The 26,148-nt window shown below is 66.7% G+C and carries 25 protein-coding genes; 11 read left to right on the top strand and 14 right to left on the bottom strand.

What is annotated here, in order from left to right; genetic code table 11:
• Positions 1-83 precede the first annotated feature (83 nt).
• Positions 84-1,451: a bifunctional UDP-N-acetylglucosamine diphosphorylase/glucosamine-1-phosphate N-acetyltransferase GlmU gene (gene glmU, locus AC5P99_RS18605; protein ID WP_099605174.1), complete on the top strand. Its 1,368-nt coding sequence runs from the start codon at positions 84-86 to the stop codon at positions 1,449-1,451.
• Positions 1,420-1,953, top strand: coding sequence for a GNAT family N-acetyltransferase (locus AC5P99_RS18610; protein ID WP_099605173.1), 534 nt, complete (start codon positions 1,420-1,422; stop codon positions 1,951-1,953). The genes glmU and AC5P99_RS18610 overlap by 32 nt, the downstream gene beginning before the upstream one ends.
• 56 nt (positions 1,954-2,009) lie before the next feature.
• On the opposite strand, the gene AC5P99_RS18615 is transcribed toward AC5P99_RS18610, so the two are convergent.
• The 7 genes from AC5P99_RS18615 to AC5P99_RS18645 form a co-directional block, all read right to left on the bottom strand.
• Positions 2,010-3,362, bottom strand: a complete 1,353-nt coding sequence (locus AC5P99_RS18615; RefSeq protein WP_495213418.1) for a sensor histidine kinase — start codon at positions 3,360-3,362, stop codon at positions 2,010-2,012.
• Positions 3,359-4,705, bottom strand: coding sequence for a sigma-54-dependent transcriptional regulator (locus AC5P99_RS18620; RefSeq protein ID WP_495213419.1), 1,347 nt, complete (start codon positions 4,703-4,705; stop codon positions 3,359-3,361). The genes AC5P99_RS18615 and AC5P99_RS18620 overlap by 4 nt, the downstream gene beginning before the upstream one ends.
• 123 nt (positions 4,706-4,828) lie before the next feature.
• Entirely contained in the window at positions 4,829-5,206 is a 378-nt protein-coding gene (locus AC5P99_RS18625; protein WP_495213423.1) for a PDZ domain-containing protein, read from the bottom strand.
• A gap of 16 nt (positions 5,207-5,222) precedes the next feature.
• Positions 5,223-6,440 carry an ABC transporter permease gene (locus AC5P99_RS18630; protein ID WP_005411120.1) on the bottom strand — a complete coding sequence of 406 codons (1,218 nt, stop codon included), beginning with the start codon at positions 6,438-6,440 and terminating at the stop codon, positions 5,223-5,225.
• A 20-nt stretch (positions 6,441-6,460) separates the two neighbouring features.
• A complete protein-coding gene (locus AC5P99_RS18635) occupies positions 6,461-7,759 on the bottom strand; it encodes an ABC transporter permease (protein WP_043035642.1) in 1,299 nt (432 codons plus the stop codon).
• A 10-nt stretch (positions 7,760-7,769) separates the two neighbouring features.
• Positions 7,770-8,495, bottom strand: a complete 726-nt coding sequence (locus AC5P99_RS18640) for an ABC transporter ATP-binding protein (RefSeq protein ID WP_005411118.1) — start codon at positions 8,493-8,495, stop codon at positions 7,770-7,772.
• A gap of 35 nt (positions 8,496-8,530) precedes the next feature.
• Positions 8,531-9,808: an efflux RND transporter periplasmic adaptor subunit gene (locus tag AC5P99_RS18645; RefSeq protein WP_005414536.1), complete on the bottom strand. Its 1,278-nt coding sequence runs from the start codon at positions 9,806-9,808 to the stop codon at positions 8,531-8,533.
• A gap of 203 nt (positions 9,809-10,011) precedes the next feature.
• On the opposite strand from AC5P99_RS18645, the gene glmS reads away from it, so the two are divergent.
• On the top strand, positions 10,012-11,850 hold the full coding sequence (gene glmS / locus AC5P99_RS18650) for a glutamine--fructose-6-phosphate transaminase (isomerizing) (protein ID WP_049450412.1): 1,839 nt from the start codon (positions 10,012-10,014) through the stop codon (positions 11,848-11,850).
• A gap of 445 nt (positions 11,851-12,295) precedes the next feature.
• On the top strand, positions 12,296-12,727 hold the full coding sequence (locus tag AC5P99_RS18655) for a CBS domain-containing protein (protein WP_005411115.1): 432 nt from the start codon (positions 12,296-12,298) through the stop codon (positions 12,725-12,727).
• Between the two features lie 67 nt (positions 12,728-12,794).
• Here the strand turns inward: AC5P99_RS18655 and AC5P99_RS18660 are convergent, their stop codons facing one another.
• Together AC5P99_RS18660 and gloA are read right to left on the bottom strand one after the other, a co-directional pair.
• Entirely contained in the window at positions 12,795-13,223 is a 429-nt protein-coding gene (locus AC5P99_RS18660; RefSeq protein ID WP_005414534.1) for a VOC family protein, read from the bottom strand.
• 94 nt (positions 13,224-13,317) lie between these two features.
• Positions 13,318-13,836 carry a lactoylglutathione lyase gene (gene gloA, locus AC5P99_RS18665; RefSeq protein WP_495213420.1) on the bottom strand — a complete coding sequence of 173 codons (519 nt, stop codon included), beginning with the start codon at positions 13,834-13,836 and terminating at the stop codon, positions 13,318-13,320.
• A gap of 125 nt (positions 13,837-13,961) precedes the next feature.
• Between gloA and AC5P99_RS18670 the strand changes: the two genes are divergently transcribed.
• Positions 13,962-15,074: a PLP-dependent cysteine synthase family protein gene (locus AC5P99_RS18670; protein ID WP_005411112.1), complete on the top strand. Its 1,113-nt coding sequence runs from the start codon at positions 13,962-13,964 to the stop codon at positions 15,072-15,074.
• Between the two features lie 138 nt (positions 15,075-15,212).
• Here AC5P99_RS18670 and AC5P99_RS18675 read toward each other — a convergent pair whose 3' ends face one another.
• Positions 15,213-15,617 (bottom strand): hypothetical protein, encoded by a 405-nt coding sequence (locus tag AC5P99_RS18675; protein ID WP_099605138.1) that lies wholly within the window; start codon positions 15,615-15,617, stop codon positions 15,213-15,215.
• A 170-nt stretch (positions 15,618-15,787) separates the two neighbouring features.
• Between AC5P99_RS18675 and AC5P99_RS18680 the strand changes: the two genes are divergently transcribed.
• Positions 15,788-17,818 carry a M3 family metallopeptidase gene (locus AC5P99_RS18680; protein WP_495213421.1) on the top strand — a complete coding sequence of 677 codons (2,031 nt, stop codon included), beginning with the start codon at positions 15,788-15,790 and terminating at the stop codon, positions 17,816-17,818.
• Between the two features lie 103 nt (positions 17,819-17,921).
• Here AC5P99_RS18680 and AC5P99_RS18685 read toward each other — a convergent pair whose 3' ends face one another.
• The 3 genes from AC5P99_RS18685 to AC5P99_RS18695 form a co-directional block, all read right to left on the bottom strand.
• On the bottom strand, positions 17,922-18,725 hold the full coding sequence (locus tag AC5P99_RS18685) for an SDR family oxidoreductase (protein WP_012481308.1): 804 nt from the start codon (positions 18,723-18,725) through the stop codon (positions 17,922-17,924).
• Positions 18,722-19,288 (bottom strand): DUF1415 domain-containing protein, encoded by a 567-nt coding sequence (locus AC5P99_RS18690; RefSeq protein ID WP_005411108.1) that lies wholly within the window; start codon positions 19,286-19,288, stop codon positions 18,722-18,724. The genes AC5P99_RS18685 and AC5P99_RS18690 overlap by 4 nt, the downstream gene beginning before the upstream one ends.
• Positions 19,289-19,389: 101 nt before the next feature.
• Positions 19,390-19,872 carry a YajQ family cyclic di-GMP-binding protein gene (locus AC5P99_RS18695; RefSeq protein ID WP_005411107.1) on the bottom strand — a complete coding sequence of 161 codons (483 nt, stop codon included), beginning with the start codon at positions 19,870-19,872 and terminating at the stop codon, positions 19,390-19,392.
• Between the two features lie 126 nt (positions 19,873-19,998).
• Here AC5P99_RS18695 and AC5P99_RS18700 point away from each other — a divergent pair, with 126 nt between their 5' ends.
• The 3 genes from AC5P99_RS18700 (at position 19,999) to AC5P99_RS18710 (ending at position 22,790) form a co-directional block, all read left to right on the top strand.
• Positions 19,999-20,895, top strand: coding sequence for a DMT family transporter (locus AC5P99_RS18700; RefSeq protein ID WP_005411106.1), 897 nt, complete (start codon positions 19,999-20,001; stop codon positions 20,893-20,895).
• A gap of 201 nt (positions 20,896-21,096) precedes the next feature.
• Positions 21,097-22,104 (top strand): methionine ABC transporter ATP-binding protein, encoded by a 1,008-nt coding sequence (locus AC5P99_RS18705; RefSeq protein WP_005411105.1) that lies wholly within the window; start codon positions 21,097-21,099, stop codon positions 22,102-22,104.
• Positions 22,101-22,790, top strand: a complete 690-nt coding sequence (locus AC5P99_RS18710) for a methionine ABC transporter permease (protein WP_495213422.1) — start codon at positions 22,101-22,103, stop codon at positions 22,788-22,790. The genes AC5P99_RS18705 and AC5P99_RS18710 overlap by 4 nt, the downstream gene beginning before the upstream one ends.
• Positions 22,791-22,860: 70 nt before the next feature.
• Here the strand turns inward: AC5P99_RS18710 and AC5P99_RS18715 are convergent, their stop codons facing one another.
• Positions 22,861-23,463 (bottom strand): lipocalin family protein, encoded by a 603-nt coding sequence (locus AC5P99_RS18715; RefSeq protein WP_005411103.1) that lies wholly within the window; start codon positions 23,461-23,463, stop codon positions 22,861-22,863.
• Between the two features lie 128 nt (positions 23,464-23,591).
• On the opposite strand from AC5P99_RS18715, the gene AC5P99_RS18720 reads away from it, so the two are divergent.
• Together AC5P99_RS18720 and AC5P99_RS18725 are read left to right on the top strand one after the other, a co-directional pair.
• A complete protein-coding gene (locus tag AC5P99_RS18720; RefSeq protein WP_024957062.1) occupies positions 23,592-23,918 on the top strand; it encodes a hypothetical protein in 327 nt (108 codons plus the stop codon).
• Positions 23,919-23,987: 69 nt separating this feature from the next.
• The gene (locus tag AC5P99_RS18725) at positions 23,988-26,084 is read left to right on the top strand and encodes a prolyl oligopeptidase family serine peptidase (protein ID WP_033834526.1); all 2,097 of its coding nucleotides are present in this window, start codon (positions 23,988-23,990) and stop codon (positions 26,082-26,084) included.
• Positions 26,085-26,148 lie beyond the last annotated feature (64 nt).

Raw genomic sequence — 26,148 nt, forward strand, 5'->3', positions numbered from 1 at the left:
GGCATGGCGAGGAGAGGAGGGATGCCCATGTTAACGGCGCACGCTCTAGAATCACCGGCAACGAACCACGGACCGCCGTTCCCATGACCCAACCCCTGCACGTCATCATCCTCGCTGCCGGCGCAGGCAAGCGCATGAAGTCGGTGCTGCCGAAGGTGCTGCAGCCGATCGCGGGCCAGCCGATGCTGGCGCACGTGATCGACGCGGCCCGTGAGCTCCAGCCGGCGGCGATCCACGTGGTCCATGGCCATGGCGGCGAGGCGGTGCGCCAGTACTTCGCCGGCCAGCCCGACCTGCAATGGGCCGAGCAGGCACAGCAGCTCGGCACCGGCCACGCGGTAGCGCAGGCGATGCCCCAGGTTCCCGACCTGGCGCAGGTGCTGGTCCTGTACGGCGACGTGCCGCTGATCCGTGCGCAGACCCTGCGCGACCTGCTCGCACAGCCGGGCCGGCTGGCGGTACTGGTGGCCGATGTCGATGACCCGACCGGATATGGCCGCGTGCTGCGCGATGCCGAGGGCAAGGTTGGCGCGATCATCGAGCAGAAGGACGCCACCGATGACCAGCTGCGCGTGCGTACGATCAATACCGGCATCATCGCCGCCGAATCGACTGCGCTGCGCCGGTGGCTGTCGCAGCTTTCCAACAGCAATGCACAGGGCGAGTACTACCTCACCGATGTCTTTGCGTTTGCCGCCCATGAATACACGCCGGCCGAAATGGCGCTGGTGGCCGACGCGCAGGAGGCCGAAGGAGCAAACGACCCCTGGCAGCTCTCGCAGCTGGAGCGTGCCTGGCAGCGTCGTGCGGTGCGGGCCTTGTGCGCACAGGGGGCGCGCGTGCGCGATCCGGCCCGGCTCGACATCCGCGGCACTGTCACCGTGGGCAGCGACGTGCTGATCGACGTCGATGTCGTGCTCGAGGGCAAGGTGGTGCTCGGCGACGGCGTCACCGTCGGTCCGTTCAACCGTTTGAAGGACGTCAACCTTGGGCCGGGCACCGAAGTGCGTGCGCACTGCGATCTGGAGGGCGTGGTTACCGAGGGCGCCGCGCAGATCGGCCCGTTCGCGCGCCTGCGACCGGGCACCGTGCTGGCCGATGGCGTGCACGTCGGCAACTTCGTCGAGACCAAGAAGGTCACGCTGGGTGTGGGCAGCAAGGCCAATCACCTCACCTACCTGGGCGATGCGGTGATCGGCAGCAAGGTGAACATCGGCGCTGGCACCATCACCTGCAACTACGATGGCGTGAACAAGTCGACCACCACCATCGGCGACAACGCGTTCATCGGCTCCAACAGCTCGCTGGTGGCACCGGTGACCATTGGCGACGGCGCGACCATTGCCGCCGGTTCGGTCATCACCCGCAACGCGCCGGACGGCAAACTGACACTGGCGCGTGCCCGACAGGAAACCATCGATGGCTGGAAGCGCCCGCTCAAGAAGTCCTGAGCCCCGCATTCCCCGCGCCGATGAACTCGGTGTGCTGCCCGGCATCGAGCAGCGCGCCGGCGAGGTGTTGAGGGGCCATGAGGCCTATCCGGTGTTCGCCGGGCATGGCCTGGACCTGCCGACACTACAGGATGGCCTTGAACGCGGGCAGCTGTGGGTGGTGGATGCGGCAGACGGTGGCATCGCCGGCTATCTGCTTGCCGGCGAACTGGCAGGTGAGTTCCACGTGCTGCAGATGGATGTGGATCCTGCACACGCGCGGCAAGGTCATGGACGCACGTTGTTGCGCCATGCATTGGTACAGGCCCGGGCGAAAGGCTATCGCTCGGCCGTGCTGACCACGTTGTCCGACGTGCCGTGGAATGCGGCCTTCTATGCCAGTGAAGGGTTCGTCGCCGCCCCGGAGGCGGAGTGGGGTACAGGGCTGCAGGCGGTGATGGCCGAAGAGGCCGCGCTGGGGTTTCCGATGCATCTACGCGTGGCGATGCGGCAGGCCTGGTAGGTGCCGACCTCGGTCGGCAAATCCACGCATCGCGTGGATCTACCCGATCGGTCCGCTCAACCCACCGGCAGCAGGATCGACACGCACAACCCGCCATCGCTGCGGTTCTGCAGTGACACCCGTCCGCCGTGGGCCTCCACGATCTCCCGCGTCAGCGCCAGCCCCAGCCCGGTGCCATTGCGCTTGGTCGAATAGAAGGGCATCAGTGCGTTCTGCAGCACCTGCTCGTTCATGCCCTTGCCGCGGTCAAGCACGTCCAGGCGCAGCCACTGCGGCAGCCGGGTCAGCTGTACCTGCACATCGTCGTTGGGCGGCTCGGCTTCAGCGCAGGCTTCGTGCGCATTCTTCAGCAGGTTCAACAACGCCTGCCCGAACTGCGCGATGTCGATGCGGCTGCTCAGCTCCTTGTCCGGCTCACGTTCCATGCCGAACGGGATCTGCTGGCGCAGGCTGGACAGGAACGGCGCCCAGTGCACGGTCTGCAGCTGCGGCTGTGGCAGCTTGGCAAAGCGCGCATAGCCACGGATGAAGCCTTCCAGGTGGCGTGCGCGATCCTCGATGGTGGTGAAGATCTCGGGCAGCCGGTCAAAGCGTTCACGCTGCACCAGCACGCCGCCGGAATGGGCGAGCGAAGCAATCGGCGCCAGTGAGTTGTTGAGCTCGTGGCTGATCACCCGGATCACCTTCTTCCAGGTCTGCACTTCCTGGCGGCGCAGCTCGGCGGTCAACAGGCGCACCAGCAGCAGGTCGTGCGGGCGGCCATTGAGCTGGAACGCGCGGCGCGACAGGTGGTAGACCTGCTCGTCATCCTCATCGCCGTCTTCGCCTTCCGCATGCACCGCGAACAGGCTGTCACCGCCCCGGGCGATGGCATCGCGCAGTTCCACCGGCACCTGTTCCAGCACGTCTTCCAGGCGCTGGCCTTCCAGCTTCCAGCCGCCGTGCAGGAGCTTGCGCGCAGCCAGGTTGGAGAACACCACGCGGGCGATGCCATCACCGCCGGAGGCGATCAACAGCATCGCAACCGGCGTGTTCTGCACCATGGTGTCCAGCAGCAGCTCACGTTGCACCAGGCCCTGCCGCTGCTCACGCAGTACATCACCCAGTTCGCGGTGTGCCTGCACCAGGTCGCCGAGCTCGTCATTGCCGGGCCAGTGCACGCCGAAGTTGTATTCGCCGTCGCGATAGCTGCTGGTGGTGCCCGCCAGGGCCCGCATCAGTGACCGCACCGGGGCGGTAGCCCGACGCAGGGTCCACCACATCAGTGACAGCAGGATCAGCGCCGATACCGTGGTCACCACCCAACCATGGTCCATCCAGTAGGCCAGCAGCCACGGCAGTGCCGCAGCCAGTGCCAGCACCGGCAGCAGGCGCAGGAACAGGCGGAAAGTGAAGGAGCGCCGCTTCATTCGCGTGGAATACCGTGGCGGTCCATACGCCGGTACAGCGCCTGGCGGCTCAGGCCGAGCTCGGCGGCAGCCTGGGCGATGACGCCATGGTTGCGCGCCAGCACATCCTCGATGCGTGCGCGGTCGGGGTCATTGCCTGCGCTGGGTGCCGGTCGTGGTGCGACGGCTGCGCGCGGCAGGTTGAGATCGGCCACTTCGATGCGGTTGCCGGTGGCCAGCAGCTCGGCGCGCTGGATCACGTTGCGCAGCTCCCGCACGTTACCCGGCCAGGGGTGCCGTTGCAGGGCCGCGGTGGCGGCGCTGGACAGGGGCTTGCCCGCGGTCAGGAAGCGCTCGGCCAGCGGCACGATGTCACCCGGACGTTCGGCCAGCGGCGGCAGCACCAGTTCCACCGTGTTGAGGCGGTAATAGAGGTCTTCGCGGAAAGTGCCGTCGCGGATCATCGCCGGCAGGTCGGCATTGGTCGCGCTGACCACGCGGACCTTGACCTGGCGCTCGCGGTTGGAACCCAGGCGCTCGAAGCGGCCGGTTTCCAGCACGCGCAGCAGCTTCATCTGCCCGCCCAGCGACAGGTTGCCGATCTCATCCAGGAACAGGGTGCCACCATCGGCGGCCTCGAACTTGCCTTCGCGCGCCTTGTTGGCGCCGGTATACGCACCGGCCTCGGCACCGAACAGTTCGGCTTCGATCAGTTCCGAGGGCAGCGCGCCACAGTTGACCGCCACGAACGGGCCCTTGGCCACCAGCGAATTGGCCTGGATGATCTGCGCGATCTTCTCCTTGCCGGCACCGTTCGCGCCGGTGATCAGTACCGGCAGTTCCGAGCGTGCGACCTGGCAGGCGAGGGCGATGACGCGCTCGCTGGCGGGGTCGGCGAAGACCGCGCCGCACAGGTCGTACTTCTCTTCCAGCGCGTTGCGCTGGTGCAGTTCACGGCTGCGGCGCCGATCCAGTTCGCGGCGTGCCTCGGACAGTTCCAGCAGGTTGTTGACCGTGGTCATCAGCTTGCGGTCGTCCCAGGGCTTGGCCAGGTAGTCGGCCGCACCGGCCTTGACCAGGTCCACCGCACTGCTCAGGTGGGTCCAGGCGGTCAGCAGGATCACCGGCAGGTCCGGATGGCGCGCACGGATCTGCGCGAACAACGCTTCGCCCTCCTCACCGGAGGTGGTGTCCTCGCTGAAGTTCATGTCCTGGATCACCAGATCGACCGGCTGCGACTCGAGCAGGGCCAGCCCATCGGCGGGCGTGTGCGCCTGCAGGGTGTCGATGTCGTGCAGGGAGAACAGCACGTCCAGCGCAGTACCCACGCTGGCGTTGTCGTCGATGATCAGGATCGCAGGCATCAAGCGGTTCTGCAGAAAGGGATGGGCGGCGCCGATGGAGCCGTTCGTGTCCACGCACCGGGAGAGCCCGGCGCCACCCATCAAGCATAGCCAAACCTGTGGCCGTGCAGGAGCGGATGATGCTCAGCGCCTGGGTGGGGCTGGCGCAGGTGGTGGCGCGGGTGGTGGCGGGACCTCCAATGCCTGTCGCCACGCAGCGGCGTTGACCGCCACCGTCAGTTCGCGCTTGTCGCGGCGCAGCAACAGATAGGCGCTGGCCGCGTGGGAATGGCGCAGTGCCTCGGCCAGATGTTCAACCCGGCGCACCGCCGTGTCGTCTACGCGGAGGATGAGATCGCCACTGCGCACGCCGAAGCGCACTTCCGGGCTGGCGGCCTCCACATGCACCTGGCCTTCGGTCGAGCGCAGCGACAGCCGCGCTCCATCCCGGCGCCATTCCAGCGTCTGTGCGCTGCCACCACCGGCCAGCGCCGGCAGGGGCAGGAGCAGCATCAGGCACATCGCGCAGGCACGCATCTCACGCGCCCCGCGTGGCGACCGCAGGCGGTACCGCCGCCGCACGCCGTGCCGGACCGAACACCGCAATCTGGCCCAGTATCCACAGCAGCAGCGCACCCAGCGGCAGGTAGTACAGCGGCATGCGCGGCAGCTCGTACAGGTTCATCAGGGCCAGGTTGATCGCGTACGCCGCCAGCATGCCCAGCACGATGCCCAGCGAGGCCAGCAGGAAGTTCTCGGTCTGGAAGTAGCGCAGGATCTGCCCGCGGGTGGCGCCCAGCGCACGGCGGATGCCGATCTGCTTGCTGCGCTGCTGCACCCAGAAGCTGGCCAGGCCGATGATGCCCAGCGCAGTGACCACCAGCAGCGAGATGCTGACGGTGATCAGCAGGCCAACCATCGCGCGGTCGTTCTTGAAGAAATCCTTGCGCTGGTCTTCATAGGTCAGCTTGTCGCGCATCAGGCGGTTGGGGTCGTTGCGCTCCAGCGCGGCGGCACCGGCATCGAGCACCTCTTGGCGGCGTTCCGGCGAAGTGCGCAACACGTAGGTGCCACCCTTGTCGAAGCTGACCCGGATCGGCAGCAGCATCGAGTTGGTCCAGTTGTCATTCCAGCCATTGGGCGTGCTGAGCGTGTCGACGATGCCGACCACATGCAGCGACTGCTTGCCCATGTAGTAGGTCTTGCCCAGGGCGCTGCCGTTGGGCTCCATCTTGGCGGCGGTGGCCTGGGTGAGGATGACCGGGATGGCCTTTTCCTTGGCGCCACCCTTGCTGACGTCTTCGAAGTTCTGGTACTCGTCGGGCAGGAAATCGCGGCCAGCGATCAGATTGATGCCCATCGTGGCCAGCCCGTTCTCGGACAGGGTGTACATCGAAGCGTTGGTGGTCGGCCGTTCCTGGTCGATCACCCGCGAGATGCTGCTGCTGGAGGAGCCGTTGCGGAAGGGAACCTGGTTGATGATGGTGACGTTGCTGACGCCGGGAATCGCGCGCAGCGATGCCAGGTCCTCGCGGGTGCGGGACATGGCGTCGGTCTGCTTGCCGATGCCGCTGACGCGCAGCATCACCAGTTCGCTCTCGGCGATACCACTGGGCATGCTGATTTTCTCCACGCGCTGGCTGACCAGGAACAGCGCGTTGCAGACGATGGCGCAGGTCAGTGCGACTTCCAGCACGATCAGGGCGGCAGCGGTCTTGTGCCGGCGCAGCGTGCTGAGGATGGGGCGGATGTCCATGGGAGTCCTCGTTCAGGTGCTTACTGCGACTTGAGCTGGATGGCCGGGGTGACCTGCATCGCGCGCCAGGCGGGCAGGAATCCGGCGGCGAGGCTGGCGAACAGGGTCAGGCCCAGCGCGAGCAGCAGCATGTTGCCGTCCAGGTGGGCCAGCTTTGCGTATTCCACCGGCTGCTGGCGCACCGCGAACAGGCCAAGCAGGGCCAGGCCGATACCCAGCACGCCACCGACCACGCCCACCGCGCCGGCTTCCACCAGGCACTGCAGGAAGATCTGGCCACGGCTGGCACCGAGTGCACGGCGCACGCCGATCTCACCACTGCGGCGCAGGAACTTGGCCAGCAGCAGGCCTACCGTGTTGACCAGGCAGACACCGAGGAAGCCCAGCGCCAGCCACAGCTGCAGGCGCACGTCGCTGGGCACTGCACCATTGAAGTCCAGCCATTCCATCACGGTGCGCAGGCGCACGTTCGGCGGATGCTTGAAGCGGCCGGCCTCGCGCTGCTGGGTCGAGTAGTTCTCCAGGTAGCGGCGGTAGTCGCCGGCCTTGGCCGGGTCCATTTCCACCCAGTACTGCAGCCACGCGCACGGGGCATTGAGCGAGTAGCTGTTGCCGTCGGGGTTTTCGCCGAAGCAGTTCATGTTGCCGTTGTTGCCGAGCTTCAGGTCGAACGAGGTAGAGATCGGCAGCAGCAGGTCTTCGTTCTTGCCGTAGCTGCCGGTGGTCAGGTCGTAGAAGTGCGGCTCCGGGCTCCATTCCTTCATCACGCCGACGATGCGGTAACTCTGGCCTTCCATGCGCAGGTCGCGGCCCACGCTGTTGGCGCCCTGGTACAGCTTGTCGTTGAGCGCCTTGGAGATGACCACCACGCGTGCGCGGCCTTCATCGTCCTCGCGCGTCCAGGGGCGGCCGTACTGCATGGGCACCTCGAACATCGGGAAGAAATCGGCCGAGGTCCAGCGGGTGTCGATGCTGAAGGGCTTGAGCGTGCTGTTGTCCGGTTCGATGGTGCCGCCGCCGCCGCTCATCAGCGCCTGGCGCTCGCCCTTGGCCTCGCGCAGCAGCGCTTCACCGTCGAAGCGGGTCAGCTGGGTTTCCGGTTCCTCGCCGGCGACATAGGCGCCGGTCGCGGCATCGAGCTGCACGTAGAACAGGCGGTCACTCTTGCCCGGAATCGGGTCGCCGGACAGCACGTGGAATACGGTCAACGTGGTCATCGAGGCGCCGATGCCGAGCGCGATGGCGATCACCATCAGCGCGGTCAGGACCTTGTTGCGGCGGAAACTGCGCGCCGCCAATCGGGCGTAGTAGGCGAACATGGTCGGGCCCTCACTCGTTGACGGCGACGATGTGGCGCAACGGCGTGGCCAGCACCGGCTCGCGCACCAGGTCGGTCACCTGGCCATCGACGATGTGCACGTTGCGCTGCGCACGCGCGGCCAGTTCCGGGTCGTGGGTGACCATCACGATGGTGGTGCCGGCGGCATTGATCTCCTCCAGCAGCTCCATCACGCCCCGGGCCATCTGCGTATCCAGATTGCCGGTCGGTTCGTCGGCCAGCAGCAGGCGCGGGCTGCCGGCCAGCGCACGCGCGATGGCCGCGCGCTGCTGCTGGCCACCCGACAGTTCATTCGGGTAGTGCTTCATGCGCGAGCCCAGGCCGACCTGGGTCAGTGCCTTCTCGATGCGTTCGCGGCGCTCGTTGGCGCTCATCCTGCGATAGCGCAGCGGAACGTCGACGTTGTCGAACAGGTTCAGGTCGGGGATCAGGTTGAAGCCCTGGAAGATGAAGCCGATCTTCTGGTTGCGCAGGCGGCTGCGGGCGTCGTCGCCCAGCGTGCTCACGTCCTGGCCGTCCAGCATGTAGGTACCGCTGGTGAAGGTTTCCAGCAGGCCGGCGATGTTGAGGAAGGTGGTCTTGCCGGAGCCGGACGGGCCGGTGACCGCGACGAACTCACCTTCCTTGACCTGCAGTTCCAGCGAGCGCAGTGCGTGGGTTTCCACCTGTTCGGTGCGGAAGACCTTGGCGACCGAACGCATTTCGAGCATGTACATGGGGTGTCCTCTCTCCAGGATTCAGGTATCAGGTATCAGTTGACGGAGACGCGTTCGGCGTCCTTGAACAGGTCGCTGCCGGAGACCACGATGCGGTCGCCCGGCTGCACACCCGACTTGATTTCCACTTCGCCCAGGCTGCTGACGCCCAGTTCCACCGGACGGCGCACGGCGGTGCGGCCATCCATCACGTAGGCCATGCCATTGCCCTGTTCGACGAACGGGCCACGCTCGACCTTCAGCACGTTCCTGCGGGTATCGAGCAGCACGCGCACCGACATCCGCTGGCTCTGGCGCAGGCCTTCCGGCTGCGCGCTGGCAAAGCGCACGCGCGCGTTGACCTCACCGTTGACCACTTCCGGCGACACCGCGCTGATCTCGCCCGGGAACGGCTGGCCGTTGCCACCGGTCAGCTGTGCGGGCATGCCGATCGCCAGGTCGCGGGCGAAGCTCTCCGGCACCTTGATCTCGACTTCGAACTTGGACAGGTCGACCACGCCCAGCACCGGGGCATTGGCGGCCAGGTTGGTGGACTGGACGGCCTGCACCTGGCCGACCTGGCCATCGAACGGCGCGCGCAGGGTCAGTGCATCGACCTGGCGTTGCACCTCGGCCACCACGGCCTTCTGGCGGTCGGCCAGCAGGCGCTTGTTGCGGGCATCCAGGTCCGCGCCCTGGCTCTGCAGGCGCGCATCGGTGGTGGCGTTGGCCAGGGTGATGTCGGCCTTCTTCAGCGAGTCCTTGGCCTTGGCCAGGTCGATCTGCGGCACCGCACCGCCGTCGTAGCCGCGCTGGTAGCGCTGCAGGTCGCGGTCGGCGGCCTGCCGTTCGATCGTGGCCTGGTCGGTTTCCTTGCGCGACTTGGCGCGGGCCAGGGTCGCGTCCAGCGCGGCGCGGCTGGCCTCGGCTTCCAGGCCGGCCAGGGTGGCCTGTTCCTGGGCCAGCTTGCTGCGCAGTTCGGGGCTGTCGATGACCGCCAGCTCCTGCCCCTTCTTCACCACGTCACCGGCGACCACCTTCAGGTCCACGGTGCCCGCAGAGATGGCATACAGGACCGGGCTGTTGGCGGCGATCACGCGGCCGTCGGCGGCGATGTCACGGACCAGGTCGCCCCGCTTCACTTCGGCGATGCGCACGCGGCTGCTGTCGAAGGAGCGGCTGGCGTTGGACCAGGCGTGCACGGCCCAGCCGATGCCGGCGAGCAGGGCGATCGTGCCCAGCGCCGGCCAACGGTAACGGAGCCAGTTGGCGCGCGGAGCGCTGGCCGGAGCGGAGGAAACGATCTGGTCCTGGGCGGAAGTGTCGCGGATCATCGGGTGCGTGCCTGACGGTGGTAGCCAGTACCAAGCACGTAGCGTGCCAACTTTAATTCCTTATGGGTCAATGAGTTGGGGTGTGATGTGAAGTGTCCGGGTGTCCGCGGACACCTTTCCGGACACTTTCATTAAGCGGACAGGAGGGGGAGCGCGGGCACGCAGGCTAGAATGCGGCGATCGTCTTCAAGGAAACGCGTGACATGTGTGGAATCGTGGGTGCGATCGCTGATCGCGACGTAGTGCCGGTGCTGATCGAAGGCCTGAAGCGGCTGGAGTACCGTGGTTACGATTCCTCCGGCATCGCGGTGATCGACCAGGGGGAGCGCCGCGATGTACGTCGCGTGCGTCGTACCGGTCGTGTGTCGGAAATGGCCACGGCGGCCGAGGCCGAGGGCTTCAACGCGGTGCTGGGCATCGGCCACACCCGCTGGGCCACCCATGGGGGCGTCACCGAGGCCAACGCGCATCCGCACATCAGCCATGGCGTGGCGCTGGTGCACAACGGCATCATCGAGAACCACGAAGAGCAGCGCGAGAAGCTGCGTGCGCTGGGCTACACCTTCGAGTCGCAGACCGACACCGAAGTCATCGCACACCTGATCCACCATCACCTGAAGAGTGGTGACGACCTGCTGGTGGCGCTGCAGCATACGGTGAAGGAGCTGACCGGTGCCTACGCACTGGCCGTGGTCAGCCGCGCCGAGCCGGAACGCTTCGTCTGCGCGCGGATGGGCTGCCCGCTGCTGATCGGCCTGGGCGAGGGCGAGAACTTCGTTGCCTCCGACGTCTCGGCGGTGATCTCGGCCACCCGCAAGGTCATTTTCCTGGAAGAGGGCGATACCGCCGAGATCCGTCGCGATGGCGTGCGCATCTTCGACGAGCACGACCGGCCGATCGAGCGCGACGTGCATCTGTCCGATGTGTCGCTGGCATCGCTGGAGCTGGGCCCGTACCGCCACTTCATGCAGAAGGAGATCCACGAGCAGCCGCGCGCGCTGGGCGACACCATCGAGGCGGCGATCGACGCCGGTGGTTTCCCAGCCGGGCTGTTCGGCAAGATCGCCGAAGCCGTGCTGTCGGGCACTGAAGGCGTGCAGATCATCGCCTGCGGCACCAGCTACTACGCCGGCCTGACCGCGCGCTACTGGATCGAAGCCATCGCCGGCCTTCCGTGCAGCGTGGAGATCGCCAGCGAGTACCGCTATCGCGCGGCCTACGCGAACCCGAAGCATCTGATCGTGACCATCTCCCAGTCCGGCGAAACGCTGGATACGTTGGAAGCGCTGAAGTACGCCAAGTCGCTGGGCCACAAGCACACGCTGTCGATCTGCAACGTGCCGGAAAGTGCGATTCCGCGCGCCAGCGAACTGGTGTGCTATACCCGTGCCGGTGCCGAGATCGGCGTGGCCTCGACCAAGGCCTTCACCACCCAGCTGGCGGCACTGTTCCAGCTGACCGTGGTGCTGGGCAAGCTGCACGGCCGCATCGACGCGGCGCAGGAAGCGGACTACCTCGAGCAGCTGCGCTTCCTGCCGGGCAGCGTGCAGCACGCATTGAACATGGAGCCGCAGATCGCTGCCTGGGCCGAGCGTTTCGCACGCAAGAGCAGCGCGCTGTTCCTGGGCCGTGGCCTGCATTACCCGATCGCGCTGGAAGGCGCGCTCAAGCTCAAGGAAATCTCCTACATCCACGCCGAGGCCTACCCGGCAGGCGAGCTGAAGCATGGCCCGCTGGCGCTGGTGGACGAGGACATGCCGGTGGTGGTGATCGCGCCGAACGACAGCCTGCTGGAGAAGGTGAAGTCGAACATGCAGGAAGTGCGCGCGCGTGGCGGTGAACTGTTCGTGTTCGCCGACCAGGACAGCAACTTCAACGAGTCCGAAGGCGTGCACGTGATCCGTACGCCGCGTCATGCCGGCGTGCTCAGCCCGATCGTGCACACCATTCCGGTGCAGTTGCTGGCCTACCACACCGCGCTGGCGCGCGGCACCGACGTGGACAAGCCGCGCAACCTGGCCAAGAGCGTGACGGTGGAGTAACACCCGTCAGCTCGGTTGGAGGTTGCAAGCGAAGGGGGCCGTGTGGCCCCCTTTCGTTTGTGCCGGTGGCAGCGGCAAGTGGGACAGCCACAGGGTGTTCTGTCCACCGTCGGCAGCAGGCAATCAATCTTTAACGCGTGGCATCGCGTGTATTCAGCGGCGGTTTCAGCCGCGGTGCCATTCTCTGGATCGTCGGTTGGTTCCCACGACGAACTGTCCCATCGATGCCGGTAGTGACCGATGGTCGCAGTCGTAGAATCGATTTGACCGAGGTCCGGGTTGAGCGGTTGAACCCACCTCGTTCGCGTTGCAGCACGTCGTCTGCCGATCCATTCCAAGCGGCAGCCGGGTGCGCCAGACGTGCGCTGAAAGGTCTGTTCCCGGGGAGGGGGCGTATCGGAAGAGCACACTTTTTGACTTCAGTGACCTGCACCAGGAAACAAGAATGAACGTCCGCGAACTCCTGCAATCCAAGAAAGAAGCTGTCATCACCATCGATGCCGAAGACACCATCGGTGCCGCCGCCCACAAGATGAGCGCGAACAGGATCGCTGCGCTGGTGGTGATGAAGGACGATGCCCCGGTCGGCATCATTTCCGAGAAGGACATCGTGCGTACCCTGGCCGACGACGGCCCGCAGGCCGGCCGCCGGGTGATTTCCAGCCTGCCGTCCACCGGCCTGGAGGGCATCGCCCCGGAGGCGACCCTGAAGCAGGCCATGTCGCTGATGACGTACTCGCGGCGCCGTCATCTGATGGTCACCGAAGGCACTCGTCTGGTCGGCATCCTCAGCCTGGGCGACATCGTGAAGAACCTGCTGGGCGAGCTGGAGCTGGAAAAGGCCGTGCTGCAGGACATCTACATGGCCGCCCACTGAGGGCTGCAGCGCTGGAAGCAGAGAAGCCGGGCATTGCCCGGCTTCTTCGTTCACGGCATCGGTGAAATCAGAAAGTGACCTTCACCGAGTCGGCGCTGTAGTTGGCTGGGCCGTGGTAGACCACTTCGATGTTGTTGCCATCCGGGTCGAGCACGAACGCACCGTAGTAGCCCGGGTGGTAAGGGCGTTCACCGGGCGCGCCGTTGTCGGTGCCGCCGGCGGCGATCGCGGCGGTATGGAAGGCATCGACGGTGGCGCTGTCGCGGGCCTGGAAGGCCAGATGGTGGCGGCCGGTCAGCTGGCCGGCGGCGGCCGTGCTGCTGGCGCTGGAAATGAACAGCTCATCGGCCCAGAAGTAGTCATCGCCTTCACCGGCGATCGGGATGCCGATCGTATCGAAGACCGCCTGGTAGAAGCGGCGACTGGCCGCCAGATCGCGCACTACCAGCTGGATGTGGTCGATCAGGCGGCCGCGGTGCAGTTCCATCGTTTCCATACGAACCTCGCAGAAAAAGGGGACGGAGGGGATTAAGCCGCTTCCAGTCCAATAATGCCAGAAACGACTTAATCCCCTCCGTCCCCTTTTCGGGTCAGACGTTGGCGATGATCTCGACCCAGTAGCCGTCCGGGTCCTTGATGAAAGCCAGGTTCTTCATGCGGCCGTCGGTCAGGCGCTTCTGGAAGGTCACGCCCAGATCCTCGAAGCGCTGGCAGGCGGCCTCGATGTCCGGCACCGACACGCAGATGTGGCCGAAGCCGCGCGGGTCGCTGTTGCCGTCGTGGTAGACCGCGCCGTCCTGGGTTTCGGTGCCATGGTTGTGGGTCAGTTCCAGCACGCCCGGCAGGCCGGCCATCCACACGCGGCGCTGGGCGTCGTCTTCCGGCACCACCGCGCCGGCCGGTAGGTAGGCCAGGAAGTACAGGCTGAACTGGGCCTCGGGGAAGTCGCGCTTGTCGATCAGCTGGTAGCCGAGCACGCGGGTGTAGAAGTCCAGCGAGGCGGTGATGTCCTTCACCCGCAGCATGGTGTGGTTGAACACGAAGCCGATGGTTTCGGCCGGGGCCTGGGCGGCGACGCCGGGAACATCGCGCAGGGCGGGAATGGTCATGGGGGAGGTCCTTCAGACAGGGCCGTTGCCGGCCGGATGGCGCCATTCTACCGGCCAGCACCTGGCGGCACTGCGACGTACAATGGCCGGATCGCACCGTTCCGTCCTGACAACGATTGCCCGCCATGTCGCAGCGTGAATGGGTGGCTGCCGCCATCCGCAAGATCGAAGCTGATTTCAACCGTTCCGCCGATACCCACCTGATCCCGCTGGCGCTGCCAGGGTTCGAGGGCATCGACCTGTACCTGAAGGATGAGTCGAGCCATCCCACCGGCAGCCTGAAGCACCGGCTGGCGCGCTCGCTGTTCCTGTATGCGCTGGCCAATGGCTGGTTGCGTGAAGGGCGTCCGGTGATCGAGGCCTCCAGCGGCTCGACCGCCGTGTCCGAAGCCTATTTCGCGCGGCTGCTCGGCCTGCCGTTCATTGCGGTGATCCCGGCCTCCACCTCGCCTGAAAAGATCGCCGCGATCGAGTTCCACGGCGGCCGTTGCCACCTGGTCGAACGTGCCTGCGACCTCAACTGTGATTCGGAAAAGCTGGCCCGTGAAACCGGTGGCCACTTCATGGACCAGTTCACCTATGCCGAGCGCGCCACCGACTGGCGTGCCAACAACAACATCGCCGAGTCCATCTTCAAGCAGATGGCCGAAGAGCCCAGCCCGGTTCCGGAATGGATCGTGTGCAGCCCCGGTACCGGCGGTACCGCAGCGACGCTGGGCCGCTATGTCAGCTATCGCCGGCATGACACCCGCATCCTCTGTGCGGACCCGGAAGTGTCGGTGTTCTTCGATGGCTACAAAGCCGCCGTTGCCGGTGAGCAGGACTGGCGCGGCCTGACCTGCAGCGGTGGCTCGCGCGTGGAAGGCATCGGCCGGCCGCGGGTAGAGGCGAGCTTCATCCCGACCAGTGTCGATGCAATGGTGAAGGTGCCCGATGCGCTGAGCCTGGCCGCGATGCGCCATGTCAGCCGCCAGCTGGGCCGCCGTGTCGGTGGCTCCACCGGCACCAACTTCATCGGTGTGCTGCAGGCGGCGCAGTGGATGCGCGAGGCGGGCCACCAGGGCAGCATCGTCAGCATCCTGTGCGACAGCGGCGAGCGCTACGCACAGAGCTACTACGACCCGTCGTGGTATGCGCGCCAGGGCATCGATGTCGACGGCGCCGATGCGCAACTGGCGGCGGCGGTGGCCGGGCAGGGACTGCCCGAATTGCCGTGGTGCAGCCTGGAAGCGTTGTAACGCGGCAACGCACGGCCGGCTGTGCGTCGACTGGGTAGAGTCGACTGTTAGTCGACTGCTCCGGGTTCAGGTCGCGAAAATCCCGCGCTGCGCGCGAAAGTCGACTAACAGTCGACTCTACCCGGTCGCCGGGGTGGCTCAATATCCCGCTGCAGTGAACGCGTCCAGCACCGCGTCGCGCAGTGCATCGGGCAGGGCCTCGATGTCCATCGCGCGATCATCCAGATGCAGGCTCGGGTCCAGGATGCTGGCGCGGCCCTGGGCCAGCGCCTGCAGCCACAGCAGCACGCAGATCACGAACTCGCGCTCATGGCCCAGCCGCAGTTGGCTGGCGCCGCGTTCGATCACCTCGAACGGGTACCACTCCTGCGCATCGTTGAACGTGCCGCCCTGCTGCAGCACTGCCTGCAACTGCTGCAGATGGCGCGGGGCGTCATCGCCGGCATCGCACAATGCGGCGATCCAGGTCAGTTCGGCCGGGCTGGCGGACAATGCCAGTGACCGGGTCGGTGAGGCGGATGCAACTGCAGCCAGACCTTCCATGTAGGGCCTCGTTCGGTGCGTACCGCTGCGGACTCCCCCGCAGCCAGAGCTTCGGTGCGCGACCGTAAGGCCGACGTGAATGCCGGGCCGTGCCCCCTTGTCAGCCCCGCCTGCCAGCGCCATATCCTGCATGCTGCCCGCCTGCCGGGCCCGTACCCTGGAGATCTGCCGTGACCGTTGCCAACCCCCTGCTCGATTTTTCCGGCCTGCCGCGCTTCGAGGCCATCCGCCCCGAGCACTTGGCGCCGGCGCTGGACGTGCTGCTGGCCGAGGCCGAAGCCGCCGTCAGCGCCGCCGAGCAGGTGCAGCCGGTCACCTGGCAGACCTTCGTTGCCCCGCTGGATGACGCCACCGAGCGCCTGTGGCGCGCCTGGGGTCTGGTCGGCCACCTGCAGGGCGTGGTCAACACCCCGGAACTGCGTGAGGCCTACAACAGCAACCTGCCGCGGGTGACCCGCTTCGCCAGCGCGCTGGGCCAGAACCTGGCGTTGTACCGGCAGTACCAGACGCTGGCCGCCAGTGCCGAGGCGGCGCGATTCGACGCGGCCCAGCGCAAGGTGCTGGACAACACCCTGCGCGATTTCCGCCTCGGTGGTGCCGAGCTGGCGCCGGAGGCGCAGCAGCGCTTCGCGGCGATCAAGGAAGAACTGTCGGCGCTGTCGGCGAAGTTCTCGCAGAACGTGCTCGACGCTACCGATGCCTGGTCGCTGATCATCGAGGACGAAGCGCGGCTGAAGGGCCTGCCGGAAGACGTGAAGGCCGCCGCACATGCGGCAGCACAGAAGGACGGCAAGGCCGGCTGGAAACTGACCCTGCAGATGCCGTGCTACCTGCCGGTGCAGACCTGGGGTGAGGACCGCGACCTGCGCGAGATCCTGTACCGCGCCAGCGCACAGCGTGCGTCCGAATTCGGCGATGAGTCCCTGGACAACAGCGGCAACATCGATCGGATCCTCGCCCTGCGCGCTGAACTGGCCGCGCTGCTCGGCTTCGATTCGTATGGCGATTATTCGGTAGCGACCAAGATGGCGCAGGACCCGGCCGAAGTGCTGGGTTTCCTGCGTGACCTGGCCGCGCGCGCCAAGCCGTTCGCGGCCAGGGACCGCGCCGACCTGGAGCAGTTCGCACGCGAGCAGCTGGGCATCGACAGCCTGCAGGCCTGGGACCTGGCGTTCGCCGCCGACCGCCTGAAGCAGGCCCGTTACAGCTATTCCGAACAGGAAGTGAAGCAGTACTTCACCGAACCGGAGGTGCTGGGCGGCCTGTTCTCGGTGATCGAGCGGCTGTACGGCCTGCGCGTGCAGGAGGACAGCGCACCGGTGTGGCATGACGACGTGCGCTTCTTCCGTCTGGTCGATGCGCAGGGCGCGCTGGTCGGCCAGTTCTATCTGGACCTGTATGCGCGCGAGGGCAAGCGTGGCGGCGCGTGGATGGACGATTGCCGCAACCGTCGCGTGCGCGCGGACGGCAGCGTGCAGACGCCGCTGGTCTACCTGGTGTGCAACTTCGGCCGCGGTGCCAATGGCAAGCCGGCCACCTTCAGCCACAACGAAGTGACCACGCTGTTCCATGAGATGGGCCATGGCCTGCACCAGCTGCTGACCCGCATCGGTGAGCTGGGCGTGGCCGGCATCAATGGCGTGGAATGGGATGCAGTGGAACTGCCCAGCCAGTTCATGGAGAACTTCTGCTGGGAGTGGGAGCACCTGCAGGCCATGACCGCGCACGTGGACACGGGCGAACCGCTGCCGCGCGGGCTGTACGAGCGCATGCTGGCCGCGCGCAACTTCCACAGCGGCATGGCCACGGTGCGCCAGCTTGAGTTCGGCCTGTTCGACATGCTGTTGCACAGTCAGTTCGAACCGGCGCAGGACAGCGTGCTGGCGCTGCTCGATCGCGTGCGTGCGGAGGTGGCGGTGAACCATCCGCCGGCCTGGAACCGCTTCCCGCACCAGTTCAGCCACATCTTCGCGGGCGGTTACGCCGCCGGCTACTACAGCTACAAGTGGGCCGAAGTGCTCAGTGCCGACGCCTATGCGGCGTTCGAGGAAGCGCCGCAGGCACTGGCCGAGACCGGTGCACGCTTCCGCGATGAGATCCTGTCGCGCGGTGGCAGCCGCCCGGCGGCGGAGAACTTCAAGGCCTTCCGTGGGCGCGCGCCGCAGATCGACGCGCTGCTGCGCCACTCGGGCATGGCGTAAACCGTTGTGGTGGGTGCCAACCCTGGTTGGCACTTCACCGCCATCCACGCATGGCGTGGATCTACCGGAATGCCGGCCAGCGGCCGGCACCACCGAAGACCGGTCATTCGGCGTAGATCATCTTCCGGGTCATGCCGCCGTCGACGATGAAGTCCTGGCCGGTGCTGAAACCGGACAGCGACGACAGCAGGTACACCGCCAGTGCACCGATATCTTCAGGGCGGCCGACCCGGCCGACTGGATGCTGTGCGTGGTCGATGGCCGAGTACTCTGGTTCATGGCGCCGTGAGGGTGCCTGCCACGCAGTGGTACCGACCCATCCGGGGCTGATGCTGTTCACCCGCACCGCCGGGCCGGCGCTGATCGCCAGCGCATGGGTGAAGGCCACCAGGCCACCCTTGGCCGCCGCATAGGCCTCGCTGTGCGCTTCGGATTGCCAGGCGCGGGTGGAGGCGATGTTGATGATCGCGCCCGCAGCACTGTCCGTCAGCGCCGGCAGAGCGTGCTTGCTGCACAGGAAGGCGCCATGCAGCGACGACAGCCGGCGTTGCCATTCGTGCCAGTCCATGTCCTGCAGCCGCGTGCCGTGCGGCCCGGCGATGCCGGCATTGTTGACCAGCCCGTCGATGTGTCCGAAACGCTGCAGCGCCTCGGCGATGAAGTCGCGCACGCTGGCTTCGTCGGTGATGTCCAAACGCTGGAACGCGGCATCCTCACCGCGCTGCCATTCGTCCAGGCAGGCCTGGCCGGCCTCCCTGTCCAGGTCGCCGATCAGCACGCGTCCGCCGGCACCGAGCACGGCCTGGGCAATACCGCGACCGATGCCGTTGGCGCCGCCGGTGACCAGCACCACCTTGCCCGACAGTGGCGCGGCCGGCCATGCGGCAATCGGCGGCACCGTGCTCACGTCAGGTCTTCGCCGCGCAGGCGACGATGCCAGCCGTCCACGCCGATGCGGTCCAGGGTCTGGATGTTGCGCTCGACAATCACGTCCGGGTCCGGATACACATCCACCGCACGCGCCACGCTGTCTTCGCGCAGCAGGTGCAGGGTGGGGAAGGGCGCGCGGTTGGTGTAGTTGCTGGCGTCGTCGGCGGCCACGCCCTCGAACTGGTAATCCGGATGGAAGCTGGCCACCTGCAGGATCCCCTGCAGGTCCAGTGCCTCGATCGCCGCATCGGCATTGTCGAGGAAGTCGTTGTAGTCGAGGAAATCGGTCAGCACCTGCGGGTGCACGATCAGCGTCGTGTCGATCTGCTCGGCCGGCGTGTCGCGCAGCAGCACCAGCTCCTCGGCCAGCTGTTCAACCAGCGCTTCTGTCGTGGTCGCATCGCTGAGCACGATGCGGACCTGGTCCTTCACGTATACCGCCTTGGCGAACGGGCACAGGTTCAGGCCGATGACGATGCGCTCCAGCCACAGGCGGGTGGCGGTGATCGGGTCATCGGTGGGCAGGTCGGAATCGGTCATGGCGGGCACGTCGGCTGGCGGGGCCGACATTGTAGGCGCGTCGCTGGCAACGCGCCGTCGTACCTGCGGCTGGCAGCGCCGGGGGATTCCCGGCAGGTGGCTCAGTCGCGGAAATTGTTGAACTGCAGCGGCAGCTCGAACTTGCCGGCCTTGAGCACGGCGATGGCGTCCTGCAGGTCATCGCGCTTCTTGCCCTGCACGCGCAGCTTGTCGCCGTTGATCTGGCTTTCCACCTTCAGCTTGGCGTCCTTCAGGGCCGCCGCGATCTTCTTGGCGATCTTCTGCTCGATGCCCTGCTTGACGGTGATCTTCTGCCGGGCCTGGGCCAGGTTGGTCTCGATGTCGCCGAACTCCAGGCTGAGCACGTCGATGCCGCGCGCGGCCAGGCGAGCACGCAGGATGTCGTTCATCTGCTTGAGCTGGAATTCGGTCGGCGCGAACTGATTGATGACATCGCCGTCGCGCTCGAACTTTGCGTCCACGCCCTTGAAGTCGAAGCGGGTGGCCAGTTCGCGGTTGGCCTGGTCGATGGCGTTGGTCAGCTCGTGGGTGTCGACTTCGGACACGACGTCGAAGGAAGGCATGGGCGGTGCTCCGCAGGTTTCAGTGGCGATCATTCTATCGTGCCGGCCCGCGTGCCCGCTTTCTGTGGAGCCCGGCCCATGCTCGGCGGCCGCCCTACAATCCGGTGCGGTCGGCGATAATGGGCCATGAACGTGCAACGCTCCCCTTCGCGTGCGGTGGCCTGGATGGTCGCTGCGGTCGCCTGTTTCTCGCTGATGGATGCTGGCATGAAGCAGCTGTCGGCCAGCTATCCCACCCTGGAAGTGACTTTCCTGCGTGGTGCGGCCTCGTTGCCGTTCGTGCTGGTGTGGGTGCTGGTCAGTGCCGGCCCACGTTCGCTGGTGCCGCGGCGCTGGGGCCTGCACCTGCTGCGTGGCGCGTTGGGCATGGCGATGATCGGCTGCTTCGTGTTCGCCCTGCGCGACCTGCCGCTGTCCACCGCCTACACCATCTACTTCGTTGCCCCGCTGCTGATCGCCGCGCTGTCGGTGCCGTTGCTGGGCGAGCGGGTCGGGCCGCGGCGCTGGGTCGCCATCGGCATTGGCCTGGTGGGCGTGCTGGTGGTGCTGCGGCCGGGCGTGGATGGCTTCATCTCGGTGCCCGGCCTGATGGTGCTGGCGGCGGCAACGGCCTATGCCGTGGCGGCGATCACGGTCAGCCTGCTGACCCGCACCGATACCTCGCAGTCGATGGTGGTCTGGTTCCTGGTGATCATGGCCATCGGCGCCGGCCTGCTCGCCATTCCCGGCTGGGTACCGCTGCAGCTGGCACACGCGCCTTTGATTGCTGGCATGGGCCTGGCCGGGGCGCTGGGACAGATTGCCCTGACCAAGGCCTTCCAGCTGGGCGAGGCCTCGATGATCGCGCCGCTGGAGTACAGCGGCCTGGTCTGGGTGATCGGCTGGGATCTGGCCTTCTGGGGCCAGCTGCCGGACGGTTATACGTGGGTGGGCGCGGCGATCATCGTCGCCTCGGGGCTGTACCTGCTGCATCGCGAGCGGGTAAACCGGCAGGAACCGCCGAAGCCGCTGGATCATCCCTGAGCCCGGGGGTAGTGCCGGCCGCTGGCCGGCAACCCCTTGCGCCGGAGGGACCGCTGCAGGTGCCGGCCAGCGGCCGGCACTACCGGGGACAGTTTCTTAGAACCAAAAGGAATAACATTCTGGGCCATGGCGCGGGCGCGCGACCGCCTGCGCTGGTAGGCTGCACGCCCCCTTCCGTCACCCAGCCGGTGAGCCACGCCCGTGATCGAGTTCCAGCGCCTGCACAAATCCTATGCCGTTGCCGGCCGCGAAGTCAGCGCGCTGCAACCGTTGGACCTGACCATCGAGGCCGGTGAGGTGTTCGGCATCATCGGCCATTCCGGCGCCGGCAAGTCGACCCTGATCCGCATGATCAACCGCCTGGAAGAACCCAGTGGTGGCCGGCTGCTGATCGGCGGTGAGGATGTCACCGCGCTGGACGCGGACGGCCTGCGCGCGCTGCGCCGGCGCATCGGCATGATCTTCCAGCACTTCAACCTGCTGTCCTCGCGCACGGTGGCCGGCAATGTCGCCTTCCCGCTGGAACTGGCCGGCACGCCGAAGACGGAGATCGACGCGCGCGTGGCCGAGCTGCTGCAGACCGTGGGCCTCGAAGCGCATGCGCAGAAGTATCCGGCGCAGCTGTCCGGTGGCCAGAAGCAGCGCGTCGGCATCGCCCGCGCGTTGGCGACCCGTCCGCAGATCCTGCTGTGCGACGAGGCCACCAGTGCGCTCGACCCGCAGACCACCGCTTCGGTGCTGTCGCTGCTGTCGAAGATCAATCGCGAGCTGGGCCTGACCATCGTGCTGATCACCCACGAGATGGACGTGATCCGCCGTGTCTGCGACCGCGTTGCGGTGCTCGATGCCGGCCAGATGGTCGAAACCGGTCCGGTCACCCGGGTGTTCCTGCACCCGCAGCACCCGACCACGCGCCGTTTCGTCAGCGAATCGGAGCATGTGGACGAGGGCACGCTGCACCGCGATTTCGATGCCGTCGGTGGCCGCATCGTGCGCCTGACCTTCCTCGGTGGCGACACCTACGAACCCCTGCTCGGCCGCGTCGCGCGCGAGACCGGGGTCGACTACAACATCCTGTCCGGTCGCATCGACCGGATCAAGGACACCCCGTATGGCCAGCTGGTGGTCGCCCTGGTGGGCGGCGACCAGTCCGCCGCGCAGGCCGCGTTCGTGGCCGCCGGCGTGCATGTTGAGGAGCTGCGTCGATGATCATCGCTACTGCCGGCGGACTCTTCCGCCACCTGGACGCGGGCAAGTGGGCCGACATCGGCCAGGCCACCATCGACACCCTGCTGATGCTGCTCGGTTCGCTGCCGCTGACCCTGGCCATCGGCCTGCCGCTGGGCGTGCTGCTTTACCTGTTCGGTGCACCGCAGATGAAGCGCCGTCCGTTCGCCTATGGCGTGCTGGCGCTGGTGGTGAACCTGCTGCGCTCGGTGCCTTTCATCATCCTGATGATCGTGCTGATCCCGGTCACCCTGTTCCTGATGGGGACGTCGCTGGGTGTACGCGGTGCGATCGTGCCGCTGGTCATCGGTGCCGCGCCGTTCTACGCGCGCCTGGTCGAGACCGCACTGCGCGAAGTGGACCGTGGCGTGATCGAAGCGACCCAGGCGATGGGAGCCACCACCTGGCAGCTGGTCACCCGCGTGCTGCTGCCGGAAGCGCGCCCGGGCCTGATCGCTGGCGCAACGGTCACCACCGTCGCGCTGATCGGCTTCACCGCGATGGGCGGTGCGATCGGTTCCGGTGGCCTTGGCGACCTGGCCTTCCGCGACGGCTACCAGCGCTCGCACACCGACGTGGCGCTGGTCACCGTGGTCCTGCTGCTGATCCTGGTGCAGCTGCTGCAGATGCTCGGCGACCGCCTGGTCGCGCATTACAGCCGCAGATAACAGAATGCCGGGCGGCGCCCGGCATCTTGTTCGGGTAGTGCCGGCCGCTGGCCGGCAATCCCACGTGCGGTCAACGCACGTTCGGTACTTCGTAACCCAGCTTCCCGACCTGCTCCGGGTGCTGCGGCACGCGCTTGAGCTTGTCGGTGTTCACCCCGTACTCGTCACGCAGGCGTTCGGCCAGCTCCTTGTACAGGGCTTTGTCCATGTCCGGCGTACGCGAGAAGATCCAGGCCATCTCGCGGCCCGGGTAACCGATCAGTGCCCACGAGTAATCCGGTGCCACTTCCAGCACCCGCGAATGGGTAGGCACGACGCGGTAGAACCAGGTGCGCCAGCCGTGGTTGCCGCTGTCCGGGTCGACGCTGGCGCGGGCACGCACTTCCTGCAGCGGTTCGCCGAAGCCATCACGGTAGCGGTAGGTGATGCCGACCTTGTGCTCGTCGCGCAGTTCGTAGTCGTTGACGCTGGCCACATGGCCACGTTCGATGAAGTTCGGCACGCGGCCGATCACGTACCAGGTGCCCATGAAGCGCTTCAGGTCGATCGGCGCATCCGGGTCGGTCGCGCGCGGGGTGCTGGCGCGGGGCGATGGCGGCTCACTGGCGGCCACGGCGGGGCCCGCCAGGGACAGGGCCAACAGCATGGCGCAGAGCGGGCGGATCGAAGTCATGCGGGAGCGGGCTCAGGAGGGCTTTGCCTGAGCATGGTCGACTGAGCGTGCGCGATCCGTCAATGGTGTCGCAACCTGTGAGAAGGGCCTTGCCCAAGCTGTGTTGCATTGTCCACCGGAGAAGCCCCATGAACGCACGTTCCGTCCGCCGCCCTGCAACTGAACGCGTCATCATTGAACGCGCCGATCCGCGCCTGCTGCGCAGCGTGCAGCAGGTGGCCCTGGCCGGCCTGGCGCTGGTACTGGTCTGGCCAGCCGCGCGCGGCAGCAACGCCTGGCTGGGCTGGCTGCCGATGTGGCTGGTGGGCATGCCGCTGGTGGCCTGGTGGGCGCTGCTGCGCTTCCCTGTGCCGCGCCTGTCGTGGCTGCGGCTGGCCCGTCGCACCGGTGGACAGGCACATCGTCGCACCGCCGGGACGCCCCGCCGTCGCCGCCGCGCTACGGCCACGGCCTGACCTTCGACACGGGGGCGGCTGCAGCGATCCATGCTAGCGTTCCACGGCTTATGACTGCCTGGAGCTGCAATGTCTCGACTCGCTTCCGCCTGCCTGCTGGCTGGCATGATGACCGCTGCCTCGGTGGGGACCGCCGTGGCTGCTGAAGACACCGATCGCTACGCCTGGCTGGAGGACGTCACCGGCGACAAGCCGCTGTCCTGGGTCAAGGAACAGAACGCCAAGTCCGAGGCGCGCCTGGCGCAGACCCCGGCCTTCAAGCAGATGGAGACCAGCATCCGCGAGGTGCTCGACTCCGATGCCAAGATTCCCGCCGTGCAGAAGATCGGTGACTACTATTACAACTTCTGGAAGGACCAGCAGCACGAGCGTGGCCTGTGGCGCCGCACCACGCTGGCCGAGTACCGCAAGGCCTCGCCGCAGTGGGAGACCGTGCTTGACCTCGATGCCCTGAACAAGGCCGAGGGCGAGAACTGGGTCTGGCACGGCGCCGACTGCCTGCGCCCGGATTACAGCCGCTGCCTGATCGCGCTGTCGCGCGGTGGTGCCGACGCCGACGTGACCCGCGAGTTCGACCTGGCCAACAAGACCTGGATCAAGGACGGCTTCTTCCGTCCGGAGTCGAAGGGCGGCCTGAACTGGATCGATCGCGACACCGTATTCGTCTACACCGACTTCGGTGCCGGCTCGATGACCACCTCCGGCTACCCGCGCGTGGCCAAGCTGTGGAAGCGTGGTACGCCGATGGCCTCCGCCAGCGTGGTGTATGAAGGCAAGCCGGAAGACATGTACATCGCGGCGATGCACGATGACACCCCGGGCTTCGAGCGCAACCTGGTCAGCCGCACGCTGGCGTTCTACAACAACGAGATCTACCTGCGTGGCGACGATGGCACGCTGACCAAGATCGATGCGCCGAACTCGGCCGAGAAGGGCCTGCACAAGCAGTGGCTGACCCTGGAGCTGCGTGATCCGTGGACCGTGGGTGGCAAGACCTATGCGTCCGGTTCTCTGCTGGCGACCAGGCTGGATGACTTCCTGGCCGGCAAGCGTGACTTCGACGTGCTGTTCACCCCGACCGCGACCACCTCGCTGGCCAGCGCCACCTGGACCAAGAGCCACCTGGTGCTGAACGTGCTGGATGACGTCAAGAACCGCCTGTCGGTGCTGACCCCGGGCGCCAATGGCTGGCAGACCAGCCGCTTCGTCGGCGCGCCGGCCTTCGGCACGCTGGGCGTGGCTGCGGTCGACAGCAACGACAGCGACGCGGTGTGGCTGACCGCCACCGACTACCTGACCCCGACCACCCTGGCGCTGGCCGAGATCGGGCAGGCCCCGGAAACGCTGAAGACCATGCCGGCCTTCTTCGATGCCAAGGGCAAGGTGATCGAGCAGCACTTCGCCACCAGCAAGGACGGCACCCGCGTGCCGTACTTCGTGGTGCACGACAAGGCGATGAAGCTGGATGGTTCCAACCCGACCCTGCTGTACGGTTACGGTGGTTTCGAGATCTCGCTGACCCCGGGCTACTCCGGTGGCATGGGCCGCGCCTGGCTGGAGAAGGGCGGCGTGTACGTGGTTGCCAACATCCGTGGCGGCGGCGAATACGGCCCGCGCTGGCACCAGGCGGCGCTGAAGCAGAACCGCCACAAGGCCTATGAAGACATGGCCGCGGTGGCACGCGATCTGGTCAAGCGCAAGATCACCAGCGCCAGGCACCTGGGCGTGCAGGGCGGCAGCAACGGTGGCCTGCTGACCGGCAACATGCTGACCCAGTACCCGGAACTGTTCGGTGCGGTGGTGGTGCAGGTGCCGCTGCTGGACATGAAGCGCTACAGCCATCTGCTGGCCGGTGCCTCGTGGATGGCCGAGTACGGCAACCCGGATACCAGCGACTGGGCGTTCATCAAGACCTTCTCGCCGTACCACCTGTTCGACGCGAAGAAGAAGTACCCGCCGGTGCTGTTCACCACCTCCACCCGCGATGACCGCGTGCACCCGGGCCACGCCCGCAAGATGGCGGCGAAGATGATCGACGCCGGCAAGGACGTGACCTACTACGAGAACATCGAAGGTGGCCACGGCGGTGCAGCCAACAATGCGCAGGCCGCACACATGTCGGCGCTGGCCTACAGCTTCCTGTGGGAGCGGTTGGGCGGTAAGTAAGCAGACAGGCAGAACGGAAAACGCCGCCCCCGGGGCGGCGTTTTTCTTTATCCGGTAGTGCCGG

Source organism: Stenotrophomonas sp. YJH_SMC_80 (assembly GCF_059372495.1).

What these genes read in the sequence shown, in the direction of transcription:
- glmU (WP_099605174.1), top strand. Translation starts at nt 84, where the DNA reads ATGACCCAACCCCTGCACGTCATCATCCTCGCTGCCGGCGCAGGCAAG.
- AC5P99_RS18690 (WP_005411108.1), bottom strand. Translation starts at nt 19,288, where the DNA reads ATGACCGATTCCGACCTGCCCACCGATGACCCGATCACCGCCACCCGC.
- AC5P99_RS18635 (WP_043035642.1), bottom strand. Translation starts at nt 7,759, where the DNA reads ATGTTCGCCTACTACGCCCGATTGGCGGCGCGCAGTTTCCGCCGCAAC.
- AC5P99_RS18610 (WP_099605173.1), top strand. Translation starts at nt 1,420, where the DNA reads ATGGCTGGAAGCGCCCGCTCAAGAAGTCCTGAGCCCCGCATTCCCCGC.
- AC5P99_RS18660 (WP_005414534.1), bottom strand. Translation starts at nt 13,223, where the DNA reads ATGGAAACGATGGAACTGCACCGCGGCCGCCTGATCGACCACATCCAG.
- AC5P99_RS18625 (WP_495213423.1), bottom strand. Translation starts at nt 5,206, where the DNA reads ATGTGCCTGATGCTGCTCCTGCCCCTGCCGGCGCTGGCCGGTGGTGGC.
- AC5P99_RS18720 (WP_024957062.1), top strand. Translation starts at nt 23,592, where the DNA reads ATGAACGCACGTTCCGTCCGCCGCCCTGCAACTGAACGCGTCATCATT.
- AC5P99_RS18695 (WP_005411107.1), bottom strand. Translation starts at nt 19,872, where the DNA reads ATGCCTTCCTTCGACGTCGTGTCCGAAGTCGACACCCACGAGCTGACC.
- AC5P99_RS18630 (WP_005411120.1), bottom strand. Translation starts at nt 6,440, where the DNA reads ATGGACATCCGCCCCATCCTCAGCACGCTGCGCCGGCACAAGACCGCT.
- AC5P99_RS18725 (WP_033834526.1), top strand. Translation starts at nt 23,988, where the DNA reads ATGTCTCGACTCGCTTCCGCCTGCCTGCTGGCTGGCATGATGACCGCT.
- AC5P99_RS18640 (WP_005411118.1), bottom strand. Translation starts at nt 8,495, where the DNA reads ATGTACATGCTCGAAATGCGTTCGGTCGCCAAGGTCTTCCGCACCGAA.
- AC5P99_RS18675 (WP_099605138.1), bottom strand. Translation starts at nt 15,617, where the DNA reads ATGGAAGGTCTGGCTGCAGTTGCATCCGCCTCACCGACCCGGTCACTG.
- AC5P99_RS18715 (WP_005411103.1), bottom strand. Translation starts at nt 23,463, where the DNA reads ATGACTTCGATCCGCCCGCTCTGCGCCATGCTGTTGGCCCTGTCCCTG.
- AC5P99_RS18615 (WP_495213418.1), bottom strand. Translation starts at nt 3,362, where the DNA reads ATGAAGCGGCGCTCCTTCACTTTCCGCCTGTTCCTGCGCCTGCTGCCG.
- AC5P99_RS18700 (WP_005411106.1), top strand. Translation starts at nt 19,999, where the DNA reads ATGAACGTGCAACGCTCCCCTTCGCGTGCGGTGGCCTGGATGGTCGCT.
- AC5P99_RS18645 (WP_005414536.1), bottom strand. Translation starts at nt 9,808, where the DNA reads ATGATCCGCGACACTTCCGCCCAGGACCAGATCGTTTCCTCCGCTCCG.
- gloA (WP_495213420.1), bottom strand. Translation starts at nt 13,836, where the DNA reads ATGACCATTCCCGCCCTGCGCGATGTTCCCGGCGTCGCCGCCCAGGCC.
- glmS (WP_049450412.1), top strand. Translation starts at nt 10,012, where the DNA reads ATGTGTGGAATCGTGGGTGCGATCGCTGATCGCGACGTAGTGCCGGTG.
- AC5P99_RS18710 (WP_495213422.1), top strand. Translation starts at nt 22,101, where the DNA reads ATGATCATCGCTACTGCCGGCGGACTCTTCCGCCACCTGGACGCGGGC.
- AC5P99_RS18670 (WP_005411112.1), top strand. Translation starts at nt 13,962, where the DNA reads ATGTCGCAGCGTGAATGGGTGGCTGCCGCCATCCGCAAGATCGAAGCT.
- AC5P99_RS18620 (WP_495213419.1), bottom strand. Translation starts at nt 4,705, where the DNA reads ATGCCTGCGATCCTGATCATCGACGACAACGCCAGCGTGGGTACTGCG.
- AC5P99_RS18655 (WP_005411115.1), top strand. Translation starts at nt 12,296, where the DNA reads ATGAACGTCCGCGAACTCCTGCAATCCAAGAAAGAAGCTGTCATCACC.